This is a genomic window from Aeromonas sp. 603404 (genome assembly GCF_049171775.1).
GTDB classification, from domain to species: domain Bacteria; phylum Pseudomonadota; class Gammaproteobacteria; order Enterobacterales; family Aeromonadaceae; genus Aeromonas; species Aeromonas veronii_A.
The window spans coordinates 110,342-131,882 of record NZ_JAAKPE010000012.1 but is presented as its reverse complement, the minus strand read 5'-3'; the positions used below and the strand labels follow the sequence as shown (position 1 = coordinate 131,882).

General features: G+C 60.5%; 18 protein-coding genes. 9 read left to right on the top strand and 9 right to left on the bottom strand.

Annotated elements, in window-relative coordinates; genetic code table 11:
- Positions 1-6 precede the first annotated feature (6 nt).
- Positions 7-483, top strand: a complete 477-nt coding sequence (locus G5306_RS15800; protein WP_005304871.1) for an Lrp/AsnC family transcriptional regulator — start codon at positions 7-9, stop codon at positions 481-483.
- Positions 484-614: 131 nt separating this feature from the next.
- On the opposite strand, the gene G5306_RS15795 is transcribed toward G5306_RS15800, so the two are convergent.
- Both G5306_RS15795 and G5306_RS15790 read right to left on the bottom strand, forming a co-directional pair.
- The gene (locus G5306_RS15795; RefSeq protein WP_202005344.1) at positions 615-932 is read right to left on the bottom strand and encodes a hypothetical protein; all 318 of its coding nucleotides are present in this window, start codon (positions 930-932) and stop codon (positions 615-617) included.
- A 145-nt stretch (positions 933-1,077) separates the two neighbouring features.
- A complete protein-coding gene (locus G5306_RS15790) occupies positions 1,078-1,305 on the bottom strand; it encodes a hypothetical protein (protein ID WP_216952052.1) in 228 nt (75 codons plus the stop codon).
- A 206-nt stretch (positions 1,306-1,511) separates the two neighbouring features.
- Between G5306_RS15790 and G5306_RS15785 the strand changes: the two genes are divergently transcribed.
- Positions 1,512-1,958, top strand: coding sequence for a nucleotide triphosphate diphosphatase NUDT15 (locus tag G5306_RS15785; RefSeq protein ID WP_064339420.1), 447 nt, complete (start codon positions 1,512-1,514; stop codon positions 1,956-1,958).
- An 82-nt stretch (positions 1,959-2,040) separates the two neighbouring features.
- On the top strand, positions 2,041-3,192 hold the full coding sequence (gene chrA, locus G5306_RS15780; protein WP_410489647.1) for a chromate efflux transporter: 1,152 nt from the start codon (positions 2,041-2,043) through the stop codon (positions 3,190-3,192).
- A gap of 74 nt (positions 3,193-3,266) precedes the next feature.
- Here chrA and msrB read toward each other — a convergent pair whose 3' ends face one another.
- The 4 genes from msrB to malQ form a co-directional block, all read right to left on the bottom strand.
- Positions 3,267-3,653, bottom strand: a complete 387-nt coding sequence (gene msrB, locus G5306_RS15775; protein ID WP_042079988.1) for a peptide-methionine (R)-S-oxide reductase MsrB — start codon at positions 3,651-3,653, stop codon at positions 3,267-3,269.
- A gap of 68 nt (positions 3,654-3,721) precedes the next feature.
- Entirely contained in the window at positions 3,722-5,878 is a 2,157-nt protein-coding gene (gene glgX / locus G5306_RS15770; protein WP_216952050.1) for a glycogen debranching protein GlgX, read from the bottom strand.
- Positions 5,878-8,055, bottom strand: a complete 2,178-nt coding sequence (glgB, locus tag G5306_RS15765; RefSeq protein WP_181269221.1) for a 1,4-alpha-glucan branching protein GlgB — start codon at positions 8,053-8,055, stop codon at positions 5,878-5,880. The genes glgX and glgB overlap by 1 nt, the downstream gene beginning before the upstream one ends.
- Before the next feature lie 82 nt (positions 8,056-8,137).
- Complete coding sequence (malQ, locus tag G5306_RS15760; protein ID WP_199251991.1) at positions 8,138-10,327, bottom strand: 4-alpha-glucanotransferase; 2,190 nt, start codon at positions 10,325-10,327, stop codon at positions 8,138-8,140.
- Between the two features lie 348 nt (positions 10,328-10,675).
- On the opposite strand from malQ, the gene gap reads away from it, so the two are divergent.
- Positions 10,676-11,671 (top strand): type I glyceraldehyde-3-phosphate dehydrogenase, encoded by a 996-nt coding sequence (gap, locus tag G5306_RS15755; RefSeq protein ID WP_378006773.1) that lies wholly within the window; start codon positions 10,676-10,678, stop codon positions 11,669-11,671.
- Between the two features lie 86 nt (positions 11,672-11,757).
- Complete coding sequence (locus G5306_RS15750; protein WP_421313125.1) at positions 11,758-12,624, top strand: D-hexose-6-phosphate mutarotase; 867 nt, start codon at positions 11,758-11,760, stop codon at positions 12,622-12,624.
- Between the two features lie 70 nt (positions 12,625-12,694).
- Here G5306_RS15750 and nadA read toward each other — a convergent pair whose 3' ends face one another.
- The gene (gene nadA / locus G5306_RS15745) at positions 12,695-13,768 is read right to left on the bottom strand and encodes a quinolinate synthase NadA (RefSeq protein WP_421313124.1); all 1,074 of its coding nucleotides are present in this window, start codon (positions 13,766-13,768) and stop codon (positions 12,695-12,697) included.
- Positions 13,769-13,908: 140 nt separating this feature from the next.
- Between nadA and G5306_RS15740 the strand changes: the two genes are divergently transcribed.
- Entirely contained in the window at positions 13,909-16,014 is a 2,106-nt protein-coding gene (locus G5306_RS15740) for a methyl-accepting chemotaxis protein (RefSeq protein ID WP_421313123.1), read from the top strand.
- A 69-nt stretch (positions 16,015-16,083) separates the two neighbouring features.
- On the opposite strand, the gene G5306_RS15735 is transcribed toward G5306_RS15740, so the two are convergent.
- Both G5306_RS15735 and G5306_RS15730 read right to left on the bottom strand, forming a co-directional pair.
- Positions 16,084-16,539: an NfeD family protein gene (locus G5306_RS15735; RefSeq protein WP_236285203.1), complete on the bottom strand. Its 456-nt coding sequence runs from the start codon at positions 16,537-16,539 to the stop codon at positions 16,084-16,086.
- Positions 16,536-17,459 carry an SPFH domain-containing protein gene (locus G5306_RS15730; protein WP_005335703.1) on the bottom strand — a complete coding sequence of 308 codons (924 nt, stop codon included), beginning with the start codon at positions 17,457-17,459 and terminating at the stop codon, positions 16,536-16,538. Before G5306_RS15730 ends, G5306_RS15735 begins: the two co-directional genes overlap by 4 nt.
- A 197-nt stretch (positions 17,460-17,656) precedes the next feature.
- On the opposite strand from G5306_RS15730, the gene cysG reads away from it, so the two are divergent.
- The 3 genes from cysG to cysN all read left to right on the top strand — a co-directional run bounded on the left by cysG (position 17,657) and on the right by cysN (position 21,538).
- On the top strand, positions 17,657-19,093 hold the full coding sequence (gene cysG / locus G5306_RS15725) for a siroheme synthase CysG (protein WP_421270437.1): 1,437 nt from the start codon (positions 17,657-17,659) through the stop codon (positions 19,091-19,093).
- Between the two features lie 72 nt (positions 19,094-19,165).
- Positions 19,166-20,098 carry a sulfate adenylyltransferase subunit CysD gene (gene cysD / locus G5306_RS15720; protein WP_339385037.1) on the top strand — a complete coding sequence of 311 codons (933 nt, stop codon included), beginning with the start codon at positions 19,166-19,168 and terminating at the stop codon, positions 20,096-20,098.
- A 12-nt stretch (positions 20,099-20,110) separates the two neighbouring features.
- Positions 20,111-21,538 carry a sulfate adenylyltransferase subunit CysN gene (gene cysN, locus G5306_RS15715; protein WP_421313122.1) on the top strand — a complete coding sequence of 476 codons (1,428 nt, stop codon included), beginning with the start codon at positions 20,111-20,113 and terminating at the stop codon, positions 21,536-21,538.
- Positions 21,539-21,541: the final 3 nt, after the last annotated feature.

Below are 21,541 nucleotides of genomic sequence, written 5' to 3'. Positions count from 1 at the left end.
GGGTAGATGCTGAAACTTGATCGCATAGACAGACATATTCTCGAGCTGATGCAGGAGAATGGCCGCATCAGCAATCTGGAACTGGCCGAGCTGGTCGGGCTCTCGCCGTCCCCCTGCTCCCGCCGGGTCAAGGCGCTGGAGGATGCCGGTCTCATCGACACCCACGTTACTCTGCTCAACGCCCGCCAGCTTGGCCTCACCCTCACCGCCTACATTCACATTTCCATGGACAGACACACGCCCGAGCGGTTCGAAAACTTCGATCGCGCCATCAGCGAACTGCCCGAAGTGCTGGAGTGTGATCTCATCACCGGTAATGATGCCGACTACCAGCTCAAGGTGGTGGTGCGCGACATGGAGCACTATCAGCACTTCCTGCTGGACAAGCTGACCCATATTCCGGGGGTGACCGGAGTGCGCTCCAGCTTCGTGCTGCGTCGCATCAAGCACAAGACGGCACTACCGCTCAACCATCTGGGGTGAGCCCGCGCAAGCCGCTTATATAAACAGAAAGAGGAGGCCACTGGCCTCCTCTTTTGCTATTCGCTCTTGGTTATTCGGTAGTGGTTATCGGGTCTGGATTAGCTGTCGCGGTGACGGGGCGACTGCCGCTGTCAGACGCTGACCTGGCTGATGTCTGCCACCTGCAGCAGCCAGCCGCTCTGCTCCTGCAGCGGTTCGCCGCTGACCCGCAGCCGCTCGCCGGTCGGCACCCATTGCCCCTCGGGCAGTGAGACCAGCAGGCTCTCGCTGCCGTTGTCGAACAGCCAGCGATCTTCGCCAAGCGATTCAATCAGATAACCTTCCATCTCCACTCTGGACTCGGCTTGCCAGGATGGCGCAACGGAATCACGGCTCTCGATGAAATCCCCCTGAACACCAAAACTGGCTAGCCCCCACAGAATGGAGAGCCCGACGATGGATGTTTGCATCTTGTCTCTCCTCTTTTGGAACTGTAGGGCCAGTATGGGAACAGAAAACTGAGCGCACCATGAACAAGGTGGCAAAGTGCTGGCGAGATCGCGAAAAAATCCGGCCAATTGGCCGGCAGTGTCATTTTATGGTGTCTAGATCACACTATTTGGCGGCTTCTTCTGCCATCCGTTCCTCTCTTGGCTTATTCGTCCACATGGCTACCCCACGATGATCCCCACAGATCCCCTCTGCCACCACGGCGCGAACCCGGGTGCCATCTTTGCAAATGGCCTGCCAGGCGTCGGCATCATCGATGGCGAGCGAGTTGGGGGGCGGCGTGGTTTGGCAAGCCGTGAGCAGCAGGGCGCACAGGGGGAGCAATTTTTTCATGGCGGACTCCTCGGGGTAATGGGGGACTGAGAGGATGGGGATGACCTCTCCATCCGGGCTTCACTCCCCAGCATCAGTGATAACCGGTTAAGGGGCAAGGGGGGGGACCACTGACGGCCGCAGGTGCCGTGCAGCCGGGGCTTGCCCTGTGCCCTCCTTGGGCCTAAGGTGAGGCCGTTTTATTGCCTGATTGAAGGAGCGTTTTCATGTCCACTCTCTATCCCCGCGTCGGGGTCGGCGTCATCCTGACCAACGCCCAAGGCCAGGTGCTGCTTGGCAAACGCAAAGGGAGCCATGCCCCCTACTGGTCGATCCCGGGTGGTCATCTGGAGTTGGGGGAGAGCTTCGAGTCGGCGGCGATCCGCGAGGTGGCCGAGGAGACGGGACTTGAGATCCACGGGCCCGAGGTGGTGGCGGTGACCAACAATCTGGAGACATGGCGCGAGAGCGGGCTGCACTATATCTCGGTGACGCTGCACGCTAAGGCCGATGGTGAGCCGCAACTGCTGGAGCCGGAGAAGTGCGAAGGCTGGGTCTGGTGCGATCCGCGCGCGTTGCCCGAGCCCCATTTCGACGCCAGCCGTCAGTCCATCGCCTGCTGGCTGGCGGGACGCTGCTATTTGCCGGGTGATATGCCCATGGTGTCGGCCTAATCAGTCTGATTGTCATAAAACGATCATCGCGCTGTCATAATATCCCCTCTCCATCGGGAGAAGAGGGATGAGGGAGAAGAGCGTGGGACAGGTATTTATTCAGTTTTTATGGCTGGGCTGCATCAGCTTTGGTGGTCCGGCCGCTCATATCGGCTATTTCCAGCGCACCTTCGTCCAGCGGCTTGGCTGGCTGACACAGGCCGAATTTGCCCGCTTGCTGGCGCTGTGCCAACTGCTGCCGGGGCCCGCCTCCAGCCAGCTTGGTTTCGCCATCGGTCGTCATCGCGCCGGTCTGGGCGGGGCGCTCTCAGCTTTTCTTGGCTTCACGCTGCCCTCATTTCTGCTGCTACTGGCGGCCGCGATCGGCATCGGCCAGCTGGGCAGCAATCTGTGGCTCGATGCGGCTTTGCACGGCCTCAAGCTGCTGGCGCTTATCGTGGTGGCCGATGCGGTGTTCACCATGAGTCGTCAGTTCTGTGCCACTGGAATGACCCAAGGGATTATGGTGGTGACCGCTGCCGCACTCTGGTGGCAGCCCGGTCTGCTGACTCAACTGTTGATGCTGGCGGGAGCGGCGTTGATCTGCGCCCGCAGCCAGAGCGGGGCGGGTAGTGTGCCAGCCTCCGCCGAGCTACCTTCTGCCGCCAGCAGTCAGCCTCATTGGCCTACCCTGCTGATGTTTGGCATCCTTTTTATCGGTCTGCCGCTGCTCGGTAGCCCGCTTGGCCAGCTGGTTGCCGACTTCTATCGCGCCGGTAGTCTGGTGTTTGGCGGTGGCCATGTGGTGTTGCCGCTACTGCAAGAGAGCGTGGGACACACTCTCAACGAGCAGCAGTTTCTGACCGGTTACAGCCTGGCCCAGTTGGTGCCGGGCCCCATGTTTACCCTTGCCACCTATCTTGGCGCCCAGCTGCAACCCGAAATGCCGCTGATCGGGGCCCTGTTGGCGACCATGGCGCTGTTTGTGCCCGGTTTTCTGCTGCTCTGGGCGGTGGGCCCCTGCTGGCAACAGTGGCTGGCCCGGCCCCGTCTGGCGGGGGCCGTCACCGGAATCAACGCCGCCGTGGTGGGCTTGTTGTTGGCGGCCCTCTATCAGCCGGTGTGGCAGAGTGCGGTGCTGGCGCCGACCGATCTTGCGCTGGCGGCCATCGGCTTTTATCTGCTGCGGGTGTTGAAGTTGCCGGTGCCGGCCATCGCGGCCCTGTTGGTGATGGCTGCTATCCTGCTGGCGTGAAGCCGGTGAAATCCCGATAAAAAAACGGCGCCTCCATAACGGAGGTGCCGTTTTTATTGCAATGGGTAAACCGTTCAGACCTCGGGTTCGAAATCCAGACTCAGGCTGTTGACGCAGTAGCGCTGGCCGGTCTCGGTCGGTCCATCGGGGAAGACGTGACCGAGGTGAGAGCCGCACTGGCGGCAGGTGATCTCCACCCGCTTCATGCCGTGGCTGTTGTCCTCGGTGTACTCCACCGTCCCCTCGATGGCCTTGTCGAACGAGGGCCAGCCGCAGCCGGAGTCAAACTTCGCTCCTGAGTGAAACAGCACGCTCTTGCAGCAGACACAGAGGTAGTCGCCGCTCTTGCGATTGTGGAGCAGGGCGCCGCTGTAGGGGCGCTCGGTGCCCTTCTCCCAGCAGACGTGAAACTGCTCGGCGGTCAGTTTGCTGCGCCACTGTTCCGGATTGTTACTGCTCATACCGACTCCTTGCCATCCATACCGGAGCCCAGCATAGCGGCTCCGTAAAGCTGACTCCAGCATGCCTCTTATGCTTTGCCTGTATCTGTGATCGAGGTGGCAACCATCTCCTCACCGGATGCAGGGAGAATTTCCTGCTGCGGTGGCTGGGCATCCTCCGCCGTGCTGGCCAGCGCCACCCGCTCCAGCAGTTTGAGGGAGTGGGCCCGGCCGACCGCCACCTGCCGTTTGATGTCATCCGGCAGGAAGGGGAGGCCATCGTTGGTGGCGGTGTCGATAGTCTGGATCCACTCCAGCCCTTCCCCCGGCGGCGGCAGGCGGAACTGGATGTCGTAATCGCTGGCGTTGAACAGCACGTACCAGCGCTCGCCGACACAGTTGATCATGCCGATATCCATGGCGAACGCCTGCCCCATGGGGGCGTGCCAATCCTGATCGGTGAGCTGGTGGCCGTCCGGGTGATACCAGTTGACCTGATGGCAGCTGGACGGGGTGCCATTCCAGCTGTCGTCGCTCAGTTGCAGGTTGGAGAAGACGCAGGACTCCGCCCGCAGCGCCATCATCTGCTGGGTGAAGGCGAACAGCCGCTCATCCTCCGGTCGCCACTGCCAGTTGACCCAGCTGATCTGGTTGTCCTGACAGTAGGCGTTGTTGTTGCCAAGCTGGCTGCGTCCCATCTCGTCCCCGGCGAGGAAGTGGGGAGTACCTTGGGAGAGCAGCAGAGTGGCAATCAGATTGCGCTTCTGCTGCTGGCGCAGGCTGTTGACCCGCGGATCCAGGGTCGGCCCCTCTACCCCATGGTTATAGGAGAGGTTGTTGCCGTGGCCGTCCCGATTGTCTTCACCGTTGGCCTGATTGTGGCGCTGGTTGTAGGAGACCAGATCCTCCAGGGTGAAACCGTCGTGATAGCAGAGGTAGTTGACGCTGGTGTGGGGGGAGCGCCAGTTTTTCGGGAAGATATCCCGCGAACCCACCAGCCGGGTGGCGAAGTCCCCCATCTTGCCCGCATCACCGCGCCAGAAGGCGCGCACCGTGTCGCGGTAGCGGTCGTTGATCTCCTGCCACTGGCTCGGGAATTGACCCAGCCGGTAGCCGAAGGGGCCGATATCCCAGGGTTCGGCGATGAGCTTGACCTGTGACAGCACAGGGTCGGCCATCACGGCTTTGAAGAAGGCGCCCATGGGCTCGAACTCTCCCGCTTCCCGCGCCAGCGTCACCGCCAGATCGAAACGGAAGCCATCCACCTGCATCTCGGTGACCCAGTAGCGCAAAGCATCGAGCACCAGTCGCAGGGTGTTGGGGTGATCCAGATTGACGCTGTTGCCACAACCGGTCACGTTGGCGTGACGGGTGTAGTCCGGGCCGTGGGGGCCCGCTTCGAAGGCGTAGTAACCGGCGTTGTCAAAGCCCTTGAACGAGAGGGTAGGGCCATCGAAGCCAGAGGCGGCAGTGTGGTTGTAGACCACATCCAGGATCACCTCGAGCCCGGCCCGGTGCAGCTCGCGCACCATGGTCTTGAACTCGGTCACCGCCTCGTCGGCCCTGGTGCTGTAGCGTGGCTCCGGGGCGAAGAAGGCAATGGGGTTGTAGCCCCAGTAGTTGGTCAGTCCCAACTGCTCCAGTCGCGGTTCCGACATGAAGGCGGCCACCGGCATCAGTTGCACCGAGGTGATGCCGAGGCTCTTCATGTGCTCGATAACCAGCGGGTGACAGATGCCAAGATAGGTGCCCTGCAGCGCTTTGGGGATCCCCGGGTGCTGCTTGGTAAAGCCCTTGACGTGGGTCTCGTAGATAATGGTGCGGGCCGGACTGATCCCGGGTTTGCCAACCCCTTGCCAGTCAAAACTGTCATCCACTACCACCGACTTGGCAATCATCCCGGCACTATCACCCTGATAGAGGGCTTCATCCCAGTAGGTGGGACGACTGAGCGCCTTGGCGTAGGGGTCAATCAGCAGTTTTTGCGGATCGAACAGCATCCCCTCCTGCGGGGTGCCATAGACCCGATAGCCGTAGCGCTGACCGGCCTTTACGCCGCGCACGTAGCCAAAGCGATACTGGCCACGGCGGCCGGGCAACTCCAGCCGCATCAGCTCATGCTCCTGCTCGTCGTACAGGCAGATCTCCACCTTGTCCGACTGGGGGGCCCAGACGCAGAAGTGGCAACCGTTCTCGTCAAGGCGGGCCCCCAGCGGGTGGCCCACCCCTTTTTCCATTACAAGCATCAAGACTCCTGTTTGATAAACAAGGTCGCCAGCGGCGGCAGATCCAGCACTATGCTGTGTGCCATCCCCTGCCAGGGGGTCGGCTCGGCAGCGAACACCAGACCTACATCATAGTTACTGCCCCAGTAATACTCGCTGTCGGTGTTGAGCACCACCCGATAGTGGCCCGCCGCAGGGACGCCGATCCGATATTCGATACGGGGCACCGGGGTGAAGTTGCAAGCCACCACAATAGCCTGCTTGCCCTCTTTGTCCGCCCGCAGCCAGGCAAAGATGCTGTTGTCGGCATCGTTATGATCCAGCCAGCGGAAGCCGGTCTGCTCATAATCGGCCTGATACAAGGCAGGCTCATGACGGTAGAGGTGGTTGAGATCGTGGATCAGGCGCTGCTGACCGGCATGCTTGGGATATTGCAGCAGATGCCACGGCAGTTGGGCGTCGTGGTTCCACTCGTTGCTCTGAGCGATTTCGGTGCCCATGAAGTTGAGCTTCTTGCCCGGGTGGGCGTACATGAAACCCATGTAGGCCCGCAGGTTGGCTGCTTGCTGCCACTCGTCGCCCGGCATCTTGTAGAGCATGGAGTGCTTGCCGTGCACCACCTCGTCGTGGGAGAGCGACAGGATGAAGTTCTCGTCATAGTGGTAAACCATGGAGAAGGTCATGTCGTTGTGGTGGTAGCGGCGGTGGATCGGCTCTTTCTGCATATAGGTAAGGGTGTCGTGCATCCAGCCCATATTCCACTTGAAGCCAAATCCGAGGCCGCCGAGGAAGGTGGGGCGGGAGACACCGGCAAAGGCGGTGGACTCTTCGGCTATGGTCATGGCGTGGGGATACTTGCCGTAGACCTCCTCGTTGGTCCACTTGAGCAGGCTGATCGCCTCGTAGTTGTGGTTGCCGCCATCGACGTTCGGTACCCATTCACCGGCGTTGCGGGAGTAATCCAGATAGAGCATGGAGGCGACCGCATCCACCCGCAGGCCGTCGATGTGGAACTTGTCGAGCCAGAACAGGGCGCTCGCCACCAGGAACTGGCGCACTGTGTCGCGGCCGAAGTCGTAGATGTAGGAGTTCCAGTCCGGGTGCCAGCCACGGCGCGGATCTTCATATTCGTAGAGCGGGGTGCCGTCGAAACGGGCCAGTCCGTGGGCATCGGACGGGAAGTGGGCGGGCACCCAGTCCAGAATGATGCCGATCCCGGCCTGGTGGCACTGATCGACGAAGTATTTGAAATCATCAGCGGTGCCGTAGCGGCTGGTGGGGGAGAACATGCCCACCGGCTGGTAGCCCCAGGAGCCGCTGAAGGGGTGCTCGGAGACAGGCAGCAGCTCGATGTGGGTGTACTCCATCTCCTTGACGTAGGCGACCAGCTCCACTGCCAGTTCACGCCAGCTCAGGCTGTCGCCGTTGGGGTGGCGTTTCCAGGAGCCGACGTGCAGCTCATAGATGGAGAGCGGCTGCTCGCGTTTGTCGTTGTGCTGGCTGGCAATCCACTCGGCATCCTGCCACTGGTACTGGGCGTGGTCATAGACCACGGAGGCGAACGACGGATACTGCTCGCAGTAAAAGCCGACCGGATCGCTCTTGTGGGGCAGCCGGTTGCCCATGGGGTCTTTGAGCTCAAACTTGTAGCGATCCCCGGCCTTGAGGCCCGGCACAAACAGCACCCAGTGACCGCAGAGGCTGCGCTGCATCGGGTGGCGGCGGCCATCCCAGAAGTTGAAATCGCCGATGAGGCTCACGGCGGTGGCGCTCGGCGCATAGACCGCAAAACGCACCCCTTCCACCTGCTGGCCAAGATGCTCCACGGTGCGCAGCTGGGCGCCAAGGGTGTGATAGAGGTTTTCCGGCTGGGCGGTCAGTTCGGCCAGGCCTGCCCAGGCGGCATCCTGAAACTGATAGGGGTCGATGACCTCGGTGGTGGCATCTTGGTAGCTGGCGAGCAGCTGATAGGGGAAGGAGTTTTTGCGGCGGGTGAAAACAGTTTCAAAAAGACCCGATTCATCGGTGGGCGCCAGGGTGGCAACGACTTTGCCCGACTTGAGATCCTTGACGCGAACTTCGAGGGCATCAGGCAACCAGGCGGTCAGTTTGAGGCCGGGCCCATCCGGATTGGCCTGCAGGCCTAAGTGAGAGAAGGGATCGGAACAGCGGGCAGCAACCAAACGTTCAACGAGCATCGAGATTTCCTTTCATGACAGAGCATCCACTCCGGCCGAAGCCGGAGTGGATTTAGGTGAGAGCGCTGTGGGAGACAGCGTCTCAACGACTGGCCTCATCACGGGCTTGGCTCATCTTGCCAGCCAGTGCCTTGAGTGCCTCATTGGCAAAAATATCTTCCAGATCAGCGGAAAGCTTGCGGCGCCAGTTGGGGTATTCGTAACTGGTGCCCGGTACGTTGACCGGCTTGTCCATCTCCAGCCAGTCTTCCAGCTGGGTACTGAACAGGGCACAGCTGCCGCGGGACATATGGATCTGCAGACCGTGGTTGAGTTCGGTGTTCATGCCGACCCAGTTCACGTCATGACTGATGTTGTCAGAGATGACCTTGTGGGCATGCAAGCTGTCGAGGATCCGCTGTTTGGCCTGGTGACGATCAGCATACAGAGTCTTCAATACATCTTCATCCGGATACAGACCCAGTTGACGGCCGAGTGCCAGGTCATCGCAGTGCCAGAAGCCCTTGAGGGTCGGCATGTCGTGGGTGGTCAGGGCCGACATCGCCTGCTCTGTGTAGTGTGCCGGGGAGATAAAGCCACCATCTTCCTTGGAGCGCTCGAAGAAGAACACCTTGTAGGAGTGAACGCCGTTCTCTTTCAGAGTCACGTCGATCCCCTCCGGCACGGTGCCCAGATCCTCGCCGATCAGCAGGCACTGATTGCGGTGGGATTCGAGGGCCAGAATGCCCAGCAGATCGTTGACCGGATAGTAGATGTAGGCGCCCTTGGCGGCGGACGCTCCGGGCGGTACCCACCACAGGCGCAGCAGTGCCATCACGTGGTCGATGCGCAGTGCGCCGCAGGAGCGCATGTTGGCACGGAACAAGTCCACCATCGGCTGGTAGGCCGCTTCAAACAGCTTGTTCGGGTTCATCGGGGGCAGGCCCCAGTTCTGACCGAGCGGGCCGAGGATATCGGGCGGCGCACCGACAGAGGCTTTCGGGCAGTAGAGATCCTGGTTGGCCCAGATCTCGGTGGAGCCTTCGGAGACGCCCACCGCCAGATCCCGGTAGATCCCCATCACCATGCCGGCAGCCTTGGCGCGGGCATCGGCTTGCGCCAGCTGTTCGTCAGCCAGGAACTGCAGATAGAGGTAGAAGTTGACATCTTGCGGGTGCTCGGCCATCCAGGCGGCAACGGCAGGATTGTGGTAATCGCGCAGTTCCTGCGGCCATACCGGCCAGCCCCAGGCATTTTCGCCTTTGGCATAGAAGTGGGCCTGCAGGGCATCAAATGCGGCCTGCTGTTGCAGGCTGTCGCCACCGGCGGCCACGAAGGCATCAAAGGCGGCCTGACGCTCGGCGCTCAGGGTGGCTTCATCGAACACCTGACGCAGCATGCCGAGTTTGGTCTGGATCACACCGGTGTAATCGACGTTCTCTTTGGCGCGCAGGTCGGCCAGATGTTGCTGGAAGGCAGGACTTGCCACTTCCGCTTTCAGGCGATCGCTCTGCTGGAATTCGGGCACCGCTTCCACATTGATATAGGCCACGTTGAGCCAGCGACGGGAAGAGGGGCTGTAGGGACTGGCGCTCTCCGGATTGGCCGGATAGAGGGCGTGGATAGGGTTGAGGCCGACGAAGTGGGCACCCCAGGCGGCGGCTTTCTCGACCAGCTGGCCCAGATCGCTGAAATCACCGATACCCCAGTTGTGGCGGCTGCGCAGGCAGTATAGCTGTACGCTCGGGCCCCATACCTTGCGGCCATTGGCAATCGGCGCCTGTTTGTAGCAGGCCTTGGGGGCGACGATGAGGCGCATGGTGGCCAGCGGCTCGTCATTGCCCTCTTCCAGCAGCACCAGCTGGTGATAACCCAGCTCAGGGGCCATATCCAGCGTGACGCGATAGGCCTGGCACTCCATCTCTTCAAATTCGGCCACGCCGACCAGCTCACCCTCGATGGGGGTGAATTGACCGGACAACACAGCACCCTGCTCCTGCTGGAGCTGCCAGGTGAGGGCGTCGTTGACGAATTCGATGGGGAGGCGAACCTCAAGGGTAACGGCGTCGCCGGTGCGAACCACCATCACAGGATCCAGCGCCCGCAGCCAGTGCTGACGATGTTCCTCTTCCAGCTGCTGCACCAGTGCGGCCTCGTCATCGACGCGGTAGCCCATGGCGCCCAGCATGGCGGCCTTGCTCTCTTCGGATACCTGGGCCGGGTGGCCCCAGGCATCGACATACTCGCTGGCGATACCTTTTGCGGCAGCCAGCTGTTCAATCAGGGTGGTCATAGTTTGAGAATTCCCGCTGTGGATTCTATCTATACTATTTTGTTTGATTTTTATGGGGTGGTACTTGAACAGTGGCTCTATGGGCCATGCTAAACCGCGCACATTTTTACATATCTCAGTGAATGGTTGTGTGACCGAGTAGGCACTATTGTTGATATCTGCGCGATGCCACGATCTGGCACTTTTTTCGTCAAAACGTGGTAATCAGTTACATAAACAGAAAATTAATTTCACAGTTTTTCATGATATAGCGCAATTTCAGACAGAATGTTGGTTGACTCACCGGAGAGTTCTAGTAAATTTACAAGCGGAATTTTCTTTGACTACTGAACAGTTAGGTAACTAAATATGACTATCAAAGTAGGTATTAACGGTTTTGGCCGTATCGGTCGTTTCGTATTCCGTCTGGCTTGCGAGCGTTCTGACATCGAAGTTGTTGGTATCAACGACCTGATCGATGTTGACTACATGGCTTACATGCTGAAGTACGACTCTACCCACGGTCGTTTCAAGGGTACCGTTGAAGTTAAAGACGGCAACCTGGTTGTAAACGGCAAAACCGTACGTGTTACCGCTGAGCGTGACCCGGCCAACCTGCGTTGGAACGAAATCGGTGTTGACGTTGTTGCCGAAGCTACCGGTCTGTTCCTGACCGACGAGACTGCTCGCAAGCACATCGCTGCCGGTGCCAAGAAAGTTGTTCTGACTGGCCCGTCCAAAGACGCGACCCCGATGTTCGTAATGGGCGTTAACCACGCTACCTATGCTGGCCAGGACATCGTTTCCAACGCTTCCTGCACCACCAACTGCCTGGCTCCGATCGCCAAAGTACTGAACGACACCTTCGGTATCGAGTCTGGCCTGATGACCACCGTTCACGCTACCACTGCTACCCAGAAGACCGTTGATGGTCCGTCTGCCAAAGACTGGCGCGGTGGCCGCGGCGCGGCTCAGAACATCATCCCGTCCTCTACCGGTGCTGCCAAGGCTGTTGGCGTAGTTATCCCGGAACTGAAAGGCCTGCTGACCGGTATGGCTTTCCGTGTTCCGACTCCGGACGTGTCTGTTGTTGACCTGACCGTTAACCTGAAGAAAGCTGCCACCTACGCAGAAATCTGCGAAGCGATGAAAGCTGCTTCCGAAGGCTCCATGAAGGGCGTTCTGGGCTACACCGAAGACGAAGTTGTATCTACCGACTTCCTGGGTGAGCGTCAGACCTCCGTATTCGACGCCAAAGCTGGTATCCAGCTGACCGACAAGTTCGTTAAAGTTGTATCCTGGTACGACAACGAAATGGGCTACTCCAGCAAAGTTCTGGACCTGATCGCTCACATCTCCAAGTAATTTGGGATGCGCAATCGCGTAGCTTGAAAAAGGCGGCCATTGGCCGCCTTTTTGTTTTTCGGTTTCCCCTGATGACAGGAGTCCACATGCAATCCATTCGTCCCCTGACAGCCAATTGCAAGCTTGCCAACAATGCGGCCGGTCTGCCGGTTCTCACCATCAACAACGACTATGCCAAGGCAGAAATCAGCCTGTTTGGCGCCCATGTGCTGAGCTATCAGCGTCATGGCGAGCCGGCCTCCATCTGGCTGAGTGACAAGGCGGTGCTGGATGGCAGCAAGCCTGTTCGCGGTGGTATCCCGATCTGCTGGCCCTGGTTTGGCCCGGCGCCCGCCCGCGTCGGTAGCGGCAAGCCCTCCCACGGTTTTGCACGTACCACCCTCTGGATGCTGGACGGGGTCTCCGATCACGCTGACGGCACGCTCGTTCATCTCTCCCTGCGCGACAGCGATGCGACCCGCGCCCTGTGGGATCACACCTTCGAGCTGGAACTGGACGTGCTGGTTGGCAAAGAGCTTTCGCTGGTGCTGACCACTCGCAACACAGGTGCTCAGCCGTTGACCTATAGCGGTGCGCTGCACACCTATTTGCAGATCAGCGCACCGGAGGCGGTAAGCGTCACCGGCCTGGGTGAGCCCTATGCCGACAAGCTGACCGGACAGGATGCCAAGCAGCAGGGTGCATTGACCCTGAACGGGCCGCTGGATCGGGTCTACTGGCAGCCAGAGGCGCTGGTGAAGGTGCAGGATGGTGAGCGCGAGACCCGGATTGTCAGTGGCAACCACGACAGCGTGGTGGTCTGGACCCCCTGGCTGGAAGGGGCCACCGCCATGGCCGACATGAGCGACGATGGCTATCGCACCATGCTCTGCGTCGAAGCAGCCATCGCTGGCGAGGCGGGTGTGACCGTTGCACCGGATGAAGAGCACAGTCTCTCCACCGTAATCATCTGAGTTGGATTAGGTTCAGATAAATAAAGAGGGCTCCCGCGGGAGCCCTCTTTGCATCTTGTAATGGCGGCAATCAGGTGTTGCCCTGGGTCTTGAGCTTGAGTTCGGCGGCGAAATTGAGCATCCGATCGAGGGGGATCAAAGCTTTGACCCGCAGATCTTCGTCGACATGGATCTCGTGGTGCTCGGCACCGTCGGTGAGGGCCTCCTTGATCGCCACCAGACCGTTCATCGCCATCCAGGGACAGTGAGCGCAACTGCGGCAGGTGGCGCCATCGCCACCGGTCGGAGCTTCCACCATCTCTTTCTCCGGACAGGCCTGCTGCATCTTGTAGAAGATGCCCCGATCGGTCGCCACGATCAGCTTCTGCTGGGGCAGCTCCTTGGCCGCCTTGATCAGCTGGCTGGTGGAGCCCACCGCATCGGCCAGCTCGATCACCGAGGCGGGGGATTCCGGATGAACCAGCACGGCGGCGTCCGGATTCTGCTCTTTCAGCTCGCGCAGGGCACGGGCCTTGAACTCGTCATGGACGATGCAGTGGCCCTGCCAACGCAGCATCTGCGCCCCGGTTTTCTTCTCGATATAGGCACCCAGATGGCGATCCGGGCCCCAGATGATCTTGTGACCCAGACTGTCGAGGTGTTCGACGATTTCCAGTGCAATGCTAGAGGTCACCACCCAGTCAGCCCGTGCTTTGACGGCTGCCGAGGTATTGGCATAGACCACCACGGTATGGTCGGGATTGGCATCGCAGAAGGCGGAAAACTGTTCGATGGGACAGCCCAGATCGAGGGAGCATTCGGCCTCCAGCGTCGGCATCAGCACCCGCTTGTGGGGGCTCAGGATCTTGGAGGTTTCCCCCATGAAGCGCACTCCAGCGACGATCAGGGTCTGCGCCTCATGATCGCGGCCAAAGCGGGCCATCTCCAGCGAGTCACCGACGAAACCGCCGGTGGCTTCGGCCAGCGCCTGGATCTCGGGATCCGTGTAGTAGTGGGCAACCAGTACCGCCTTGCGCTCCTTGAGCAGCGCCTTGATTTCTGTGGTCAAGGTCGTTCTCTGCTCGGCACTCAGGGGAAGAGGTTTGGCCGGAAAGGGGTAGTCCATCGCGACTACCGGCGGGACACTGCTCAGTGCATTGCTCATTGCGACTGTTCCATCAACGCTCGGGAAGGCAAAAATTATAACCAGAAGCCTGCCACAAACCCATCAACAAATCGGGTGAAGCGCAAGTGGGCGAATATACTCAAGTAATTCGTTGTTATTCTGCCATAAGGAGTTGTCGCATGAAGCAACGTCCCCTCAAGTTCAAGTTGTTGTGCCTTACCATGGGGCTGTTTCTGCTGACCGGGCTGGCCATGACCCTGTTGCAATCGGCCTCTTTCAGCTCCCTTCGCAACATGGTGATGACCCAGACCAGCGATGCACTGGAAGAGGAGGTCTCCCGCAGCCTGCAGTATCAGGCAGAACGCTATGCCATCCAGATTGCCTCGCTGATGCAGAACTCCTATCAGATCCCCCTGACCGTGACCGCCCAGATTGAAGCCGGGATGGCCAAACCGGAACTGCGGTTGTCGCGGCCCCAAGTGGAGTCTTTGCTCGGCAGCAGCCTGCTGCAAGCGAGCGGGATTAGCTCCATTTATGCCCAGTTTGAACCGGATGGCTATGATGGCGAGGATGGCAACTGGCTGGGCGGAGCCAGCCACTCGGTGGCAGGCAAGGGGAGTCTGGAGGTCTATTTCACCAAGGATCAGGGAGGGGCCGTCGCTCAGCAAGCGGTGGACGCCGCCGCCAGTGAGGCCAAGTTTGATACCTCCCTCAACGAGTTCGGCATTCGCAACAGCGAGTGGTATCTCTGTGGTCGCGATACCCGCCAGCCCTGCCTGATGGAGCCCTACCTCTACGAAATCAGCCCGGGCAACAAGATGCTGATGACCAGTCTGACGGTGCCCGTGCTGCGTGACGGCAAGTTTGTCGGGCTGGCCGGGGTGGATATGAACCTGCCCATCTTCCAGCAACTGGCTGAAAACCTTGGCAAGAGCCTCTATGACAACAAGGCGGATGTGACCCTGGTCAGCAAGATGGGGCTGATTGTGGGCAGCAACCGCTATGCCGACAAGCTGGGCCGTCCACTCAAGGAGGTGGGCCTGACCCTGCCAGACGGTCGGCCGGTCAGCAGCGACAGTGACTTTATTCTTCATCAGCCCATTCGGGTTGAGGCAGCCAATACCCAGTGGTGGTTGATGATCAAGGTGCCCAAGGCGCTGGCGCTGAGCAAGGCGCACGCCATCAGCAATGAACTGGGCACCCTGCTGGTGGATGCCCAGCGGCAGCAGATCATCGCCATGGGCGGGATTACCCTGCTGGTGCTGGGGCTGCTGGTCTGGTTTATCCAGACCATCACAGCGCCGCTTTCTCTTATCAGCCGCCATGTGGGCCATCTCTCCAGCAACGAGGGGGACCTGACCCAGCAGATGGAGATCGACACCCATCAGGAGCTAATCGATCTGGGTTCCCAGCTCAATGCCTTCCTCGGCAAGCTGCGGGGCATGGTGCAAATGAGCAAGGGGATCGGTCAGCAGGTCTACCAGCAGGCGCGGGAGATGAAACATACCGCCGACACCATGCGCAGTAGTCTGGACGAGCAGAATCTGGAGCTGGAGAGCGTGGTAAGCGCCATGCATCAGATGAGCACCACGGCTGTCAGCGTGGCGGGTTATGCCGAGCAGGCGGCGCAGGAGTCGGAAGCGGCGACCCACCACATCAATACCGCCCAGCAGACCCTCAGCAATGCCCGCAACGAGATCCATACTCTGGTCGGCGATATACATGAGGCGGATAAAGCGGTGGCGCTGGTGGCCCAGCGCAGCACCAATATCAGCAGGATCCTCGATGTGATCCGCGCCATTGCCGAGCAGACCAATCTGCTGGCCCTCAACGCCGCCATCGAAGCGGCACGAGCGGGTGATATGGGCCGCGGCTTTGCAGTGGTGGCAGACGAGGTGCGGGCGCTGGCCAACAAGACCCGTGAATCGACCGACGAGATCGGCCAGCTGATTGGCAGTTTGCAGACTGAGGTGAGCAGCAGCCAGCGTCTGATGAATACCGGCATCGAGCGCTCCACTACCACGGTGCAGGGCACCGAGCAGGCGTTCGAGGCGCTCAATCGGGTGGTGGCCCAGATCCAGCAGATCCATGACCACATCAGTCAGGTAGCCACCGCCGCCGAGCAGCAGAGTGCGGTGAGCGATACCATCAACCAGAACCTGATGCGGATCGGCGATACCGCCAACGTGATCGGGCAGGAGGCCAGCTCCAGCCATCAACTGAGCGAAGCGCTGGAGCAAGCGGCCACGGCGCTCGCCAGTCAGCTCGATCGGCTGCGTACCTGAGTGGCAGCCAGAGAGACAAAAGCCCGCGAGCGATCGCGGGCTTTTTTATGACTCGATGGCAGAGTTGCGTTAGTTGCGGGGTTCAACCAGCAGGATGTGGGAGTCGGCCCCCACCACCCTGACCTTGCTGCCTGCAGGCAGCGACTCGTCGCAGCGCACCGTCCAGACCGTGTCGTCCAGATGTACCCGGCTGGTGCCTTGGGCGACATCATCCAGCAGGGTCAGCTCGCGGCCCATATAGCTCTGCATCCGCTCGTTGATGGTGCTGGCAGCATCCTGACCCGAGTTGTCGCGCTGGTGCTGCCAGCGCCACCAGGCCCAGGTGGTGAGCAGGGATTGCACCGCAAACAGCAGCAACTGCGCCTGCCAGCCAAAGGGCCAGATCAGCAGCAGCAGGCCCACTTCCAGCGCGGCGATGCCGGTCCAGAGCAAAAAGCCCACCGAGCCGAGCACCTCGATGGCCAGCAGCACGAAGCCGAGTCCCAGCCAGTGCCAGTGGGTCAGCCCCTCTAACAGGGCTGTCATGACTTGCTGCCCTTGCCATCTTTGTTGAACAGCTCGGCCATGCCAGCCACAGAGCCAATCAGGCTGCCCGCTTCCAGCGGCATCATGATGATCTTGCTGTTGGGGCCTTCACCGATGCGGGCCAGTGCCTCGGTGTACTTCTGAGCCACGAAGTAGTTGATGGCCTGCAGGTCTCCTTCCGCAATTGCCTGGGAAACCATATGGGTCGCCTTGGCCTCCGCTTCTGCAGCCCGCTCCCGTGCTTCTGCAGCGAGGAAGGCGGCCTGACGCTCACCTTCGGCTTTGAGGATCTGGGACTGCTTTTCGCCTTCCGCTTTCAGGATTTTGGACTGGCGCACCCCTTCGGCTTCCAGTACCTCGGCCCGTTTCTGGCGCTCGGCCTTCATCTGGGCGTTCATCGCCTCGACCAGTGCCAGCGGCGGGCGCACATCTTTAATCTCGATGCGGGTCACCTTGATGCCCCAGGGGGCGGTGGCGGCATCCATGGTGCGCAGCAGTTTCTCGTTGATGGTGTCGCGCTGGGAGAGCATCTCGTCCAGCTCCATGGCACCGAGCACGGTCCGCATATTGGTCATGGTGAGATTGCGGATAGCGCTGGTGAGATCGTTGACCTCGTAACCCGCTTTGCGGGCATCCACCACCTGCACGAAGCTGATGGCATCGATGGTGACGTTGGCGTTGTCGCGGGAGATCACCTCTTGTGCCGGGATATCCAGCACCTGCTCCATCATGATGATCTTGTGGCCGACCCGATCCACGTAGGGGATCAGCAGGTTGAGACCCGGGGTCAGAGTGCGGGTGTAGCGGCCGAAGCGCTCTACCGTCCAGTTGTAGCCCTGAGGCACTATCTTGATGCCCGCGCTCAGGGTGGCGAGCACCAGGAACACAAAAATCCCTAGCACAATCAATGATTCATTCATCATTTAGCTCCTTATGAAACACAGTCCCTAGCCTATGGTCTGGCGTCAGGTACCACAAGTGACTTTGTACGCCTTTGTCATGAATTGGCTTTGCTAATTACCAAAACGCATTAAAAAGCATTTTTTATTATTTTGAGGGATAAGCTGCCCTGCCTATAGTCGCCCCATATTAGTCGTGTTCCGAGGGATGGGCCGAAATGGATTATTTACCTATGTTTGCCAAGTTGGAAGGCCGCCCGGTACTGCTGGTGGGCGGGGGCGAGGTTGCCCTGCGCAAGGCGCGCCTGCTGCTGGCGGCCGGTGCCCGGCTGACCCTGGTCTCCCCGGAGCTTGAACCGGAATTTTCGGAATTCACCGGTCGTTTCACCCATCTGGCGGAGCGCTTCACCCCGGCCCATCTGGCAGGCCAGATCTTGGTGGTGGCAGCTACCGACAACCTCGAAGTCAACGCACTGGTTTATCAAAGTGCCAACCAGCTGGGTCTGTTCGTCAATGTGGTGGATGACCCCAAGCGTTCCAGCTTTATCTTCCCCTCGATCATCGATCGTTCTCCGCTGATGGTGGCGGTTTCCAGCGGCGGCAAGGCGCCGGTGCTGGTGCGCCTGCTGCGCGAGCGGCTGGAGAGCCTGCTGCCGCGCCATCTCGGCGGACTGACCGAGCTCTCCGGCCGGGTGCGTGACAAGGCCAAGCGGGTGCTCTCTTCGATTTCCGATCGCCGCCGCTTCTGGGAGCGCGCCTTTGCCTCCAACACCCTCGCCAGCCTGATTGAAAAAGAGGATTGGCAAGGAGCCGAGCAGTGGCTGAGCGATGGCCTCGATCAGGCGAAAAGCGAAGTGGGCGAAGTGGTCTTGGTCGGCGCGGGCCCCGGTGATCCGGGCCTGTTGACCCTCAAGGCGCTGCAACAGATTCAACAGGCCGAAGTGGTGCTCTACGACCAGCTGGTCTCGCCTGAGATCCTCGATCTGGTGCGCCGCGATGCCACCCTGGTGTCGGTCGGCAAGAAGGCGGGCGCCCACAGCGTGCCGCAGGAGGAGACCAATCGCCTGCTGGTGGAGTACGCCAAGGCGGGCAACCGGGTGGTGCGGCTGAAAGGGGGCGATCCCTTTATGTTTGGCCGTGGCGGCGAAGAGCTGGAAGTGCTGGCCGATGAAGGTATCCCCTTCTCGGTGGTGCCCGGCATCACGGCCGCTGCCGGTGCCACCGCCTATGCAGGTATTCCGCTGACTCACCGTGATTACGCCCAGAGCGCCGTCTTCATTACCGGCCACTGTCAGAAAGAGGGCAAGGAGCCCGACTGGCAGCAGCTCGCCGCCACCAGTCAGACCCTGGTCATCTATATGGGGCTGATGCGCTCCGAGCATATCCAGCAGCAGCTGGTGGATCACGGCCGCAGCCAAGCCACCCCCATCGCCATCATCGAGCGCGGCACCACATCCCGTCAGCGGGTGCTGACCGGCACGCTGGCCGACTTGGCGGAGCTGGCCAAACAGGCGGTGAGCCCTTCGCTTATCGTCATCGGCGAAGTGGTTGCCCTGCGCGATCGGCTCGCCTGGTTTGGAGAAAAGGGCTGCGAGCAGCAGCGCGCTAACCCGGATCTCGATGGCTGCGACCTCAAGCTGGTGCAGCTGGCCTGACCCGGAAAGAGATATTTGATGCGGCTGCCAGCGCGGCCGCGCACTGAACCACCCAGCGCCCCGAGCAGGCGCATAAGCAATGACCCGAGGACCAACATGGACCGTGAAAGATTGACACATCTGCAGCAGCTGGAAGCCGAGAGCATCCATATCATCCGCGAGGTGGCTGCCGAATTTGAAAACCCGGTGATGATGTACTCCATCGGCAAGGACTCCTCCGTCATGCTGCATCTGGCCCGCAAGGCCTTCTATCCGGGCAAGATCCCGTTCCCCTTGCTCCACGTCGACACCGACTGGAAGTTCAAGGAGATGATCAAGTTCCGCGACGAGACCGCCAAAAAGTACGGGCTGGATCTGATCGTCCACAAGAACCCAGAAGGGCTCGCCATGGGCATCAACCCCTTCGTCCACGGCAGCGGCAAGCACACCGACATCATGAAGACCGAGGCGCTCAAGCAGGCGCTCAACAAATATGGCTTCGATGCCGCCTTCGGCGGTGCCCGCCGCGACGAAGAGAAGTCCCGTGCCAAGGAGCGGGTCTACTCCTTCCGCGACAAGTCCCACCGCTGGGATCCGAAGAACCAGCGCCCGGAGCTGTGGCGCGTCTACAACAGCCAGGTCAACAAGGGGGAGAGCATCCGGGTGTTCCCGCTCTCCAACTGGACCGAGCTGGATATCTGGCAATACATCTATCTGGAAAAGATCGACATAGTGCCGCTCTACTTCGCCGCTTACCGTCCGGTGGTGGAGCGCAACGGCATCAAGATCATGGTGGATGACGAGCGTATGCCCATCGGCCCGGAAGACGAAGTGAAGCAGGAGCTGGTGCGCTTCCGCACCCTCGGCTGCTACCCGCTGACCGGGGCCATCGAATCCGATGCCACCACCTTGCCGGAAATTATTGAAGAGATGCTGCTCACCACCTCGAGCGAGCGGCAAGGGCGGCTGATTGACCACGATCAGGCCGGCTCCATGGAGCAGAAGAAGCGTCAGGGATATTTCTAAGGAGTCGTCAGCATGAACAGCCATATTCAGACCGCCATCACCGAACAGGGCATCGAAGCCTATCTGCGCGCCCAGCAGCACAAGAGTCTGCTGCGTTTTCTCACCTGCGGCAGCGTGGATGACGGCAAGAGCACCCTTATCGGTCGCCTGCTGCACGACTCCCAGCAGATTTATGAAGATCAGCTCAAAGCGCTGGAGTCCGACAGCCAGAAGCTCGGCACCACCGGCGAGAAGCTGGATCTGGCGCTCTTGGTAGACGGCCTGCAGGCGGAGCGTGAGCAGGGCATCACCATCGACGTGGCCTACCGCTATTTCTCCACCGCCAAGCGCAAATTTATCATCTCGGATACCCCGGGCCACGAGCAGTACACCCGCAACATGGCCACCGGCGCTTCCACCTGCGATCTGGCCATTATCCTGATCGATGCCCGCAAAGGGGTGCTGGATCAGACCCGCCGCCACAGTTTTATCGCGAGCCTCTTGGGCATCAAGCAGTTCGTGGTGGCGGTCAACAAGATGGATCTGGTGGAGTTCAGTCAGGAGGTGTTCGAGCGCATCAGCGCCGACTACCGCGAGTTCGCCAAGAGGCTCAGCGTCGACACCATTCATATCGTGCCGGTCTCGGCGCTGGACGGTGACAACGTGGTCAACCCGAGCGACAAGCTGTCCTGGTATCAGGGCGAAACCCTGCTTGCTCTGCTGGAGTCTGCGGAAGTGGAGCGCGAGCTGGAGCGCCATCCAGTGCGCCTGCCGGTGCAGTATGTGAACCGCCCCAACCTCGATTTTCGCGGCTTCGCGGGGACGCTGGCCTCCGGCATCCTGCGGGTGGGCGACAAGCTGGCGGTGCTGCCATCGGGCAAGGAGAGCACAGTGACCCGCATCGTCACCTTCGACGGGGATCTGGAGTACGCCCTGCCGGGTCAGGCCATCACAGTCACCTTCGCCGACGAGATCGACATCAGCCGCGGCGACCTGCTGGTGGATGCCGCCAAGCAGCCGCAAGTGACCCAGAACCTGCTGGCCCATATCGTCTGGATGGGGGAGGAGTCCCTGCAACCAGGTCGGGTCTACGACGTCAAGCTGGCCACCAAGAAGAGTCGCGGTCAGGTGGAGGCCATCCGCCACCGCATCGAGATCAACAAGCTGGACGAACTGCCCGCGAGCGAGCTCAAGCTCAACGAGATCGGCCTGTGCGAGCTGAGCCTCACCGACCCGGTGGCGTTCGACCCGTATCAGGAGATCCGCGACACCGGCAGCTTTATCCTGATCGACCGGCTGACCAACGTCACCGTCGGCGCCGGCATGATAGTGGGAGGCTTGGCCGCGAAAGTGGCAAAAGGGCACTACAGCGAGTTCGAAATCGAGCTCAACGCGCTGGTGCGCAAGCACTTCCCGCACTGGCAAGCCCTTGCCATCGGTAACGACACAAGCAAGGAGTAAGCC

Excerpts from the sequence above, each read along its gene's own strand:
- G5306_RS15735 (WP_236285203.1), bottom strand. The coding sequence starts at position 16,539 with ATGACAGCCCTGTTAGAGGGGCTGACCCACTGGCACTGGCTGGGACTC.
- msrB (WP_042079988.1), bottom strand. The coding sequence starts at position 3,653 with ATGAGCAGTAACAATCCGGAACAGTGGCGCAGCAAACTGACCGCCGAG.
- gap (WP_378006773.1), top strand. The coding sequence starts at position 10,676 with ATGACTATCAAAGTAGGTATTAACGGTTTTGGCCGTATCGGTCGTTTC.
- G5306_RS15795 (WP_202005344.1), bottom strand. The coding sequence starts at position 932 with ATGCAAACATCCATCGTCGGGCTCTCCATTCTGTGGGGGCTAGCCAGT.
- malQ (WP_199251991.1), bottom strand. The coding sequence starts at position 10,327 with ATGACCACCCTGATTGAACAGCTGGCTGCCGCAAAAGGTATCGCCAGC.
- G5306_RS15790 (WP_216952052.1), bottom strand. The coding sequence starts at position 1,305 with ATGAAAAAATTGCTCCCCCTGTGCGCCCTGCTGCTCACGGCTTGCCAA.
- G5306_RS15800 (WP_005304871.1), top strand. The coding sequence starts at position 7 with ATGCTGAAACTTGATCGCATAGACAGACATATTCTCGAGCTGATGCAG.
- nadA (WP_421313124.1), bottom strand. The coding sequence starts at position 13,768 with ATGAGCAATGCACTGAGCAGTGTCCCGCCGGTAGTCGCGATGGACTAC.
- cysG (WP_421270437.1), top strand. The coding sequence starts at position 17,657 with ATGGATTATTTACCTATGTTTGCCAAGTTGGAAGGCCGCCCGGTACTG.
- G5306_RS15750 (WP_421313125.1), top strand. The coding sequence starts at position 11,758 with ATGCAATCCATTCGTCCCCTGACAGCCAATTGCAAGCTTGCCAACAAT.
- G5306_RS15785 (WP_064339420.1), top strand. The coding sequence starts at position 1,512 with ATGTCCACTCTCTATCCCCGCGTCGGGGTCGGCGTCATCCTGACCAAC.
- cysN (WP_421313122.1), top strand. The coding sequence starts at position 20,111 with ATGAACAGCCATATTCAGACCGCCATCACCGAACAGGGCATCGAAGCC.
- glgX (WP_216952050.1), bottom strand. The coding sequence starts at position 5,878 with ATGCTTGTAATGGAAAAAGGGGTGGGCCACCCGCTGGGGGCCCGCCTT.
- G5306_RS15740 (WP_421313123.1), top strand. The coding sequence starts at position 13,909 with ATGAAGCAACGTCCCCTCAAGTTCAAGTTGTTGTGCCTTACCATGGGG.
- glgB (WP_181269221.1), bottom strand. The coding sequence starts at position 8,055 with ATGCTCGTTGAACGTTTGGTTGCTGCCCGCTGTTCCGATCCCTTCTCT.
- G5306_RS15730 (WP_005335703.1), bottom strand. The coding sequence starts at position 17,459 with ATGAATGAATCATTGATTGTGCTAGGGATTTTTGTGTTCCTGGTGCTC.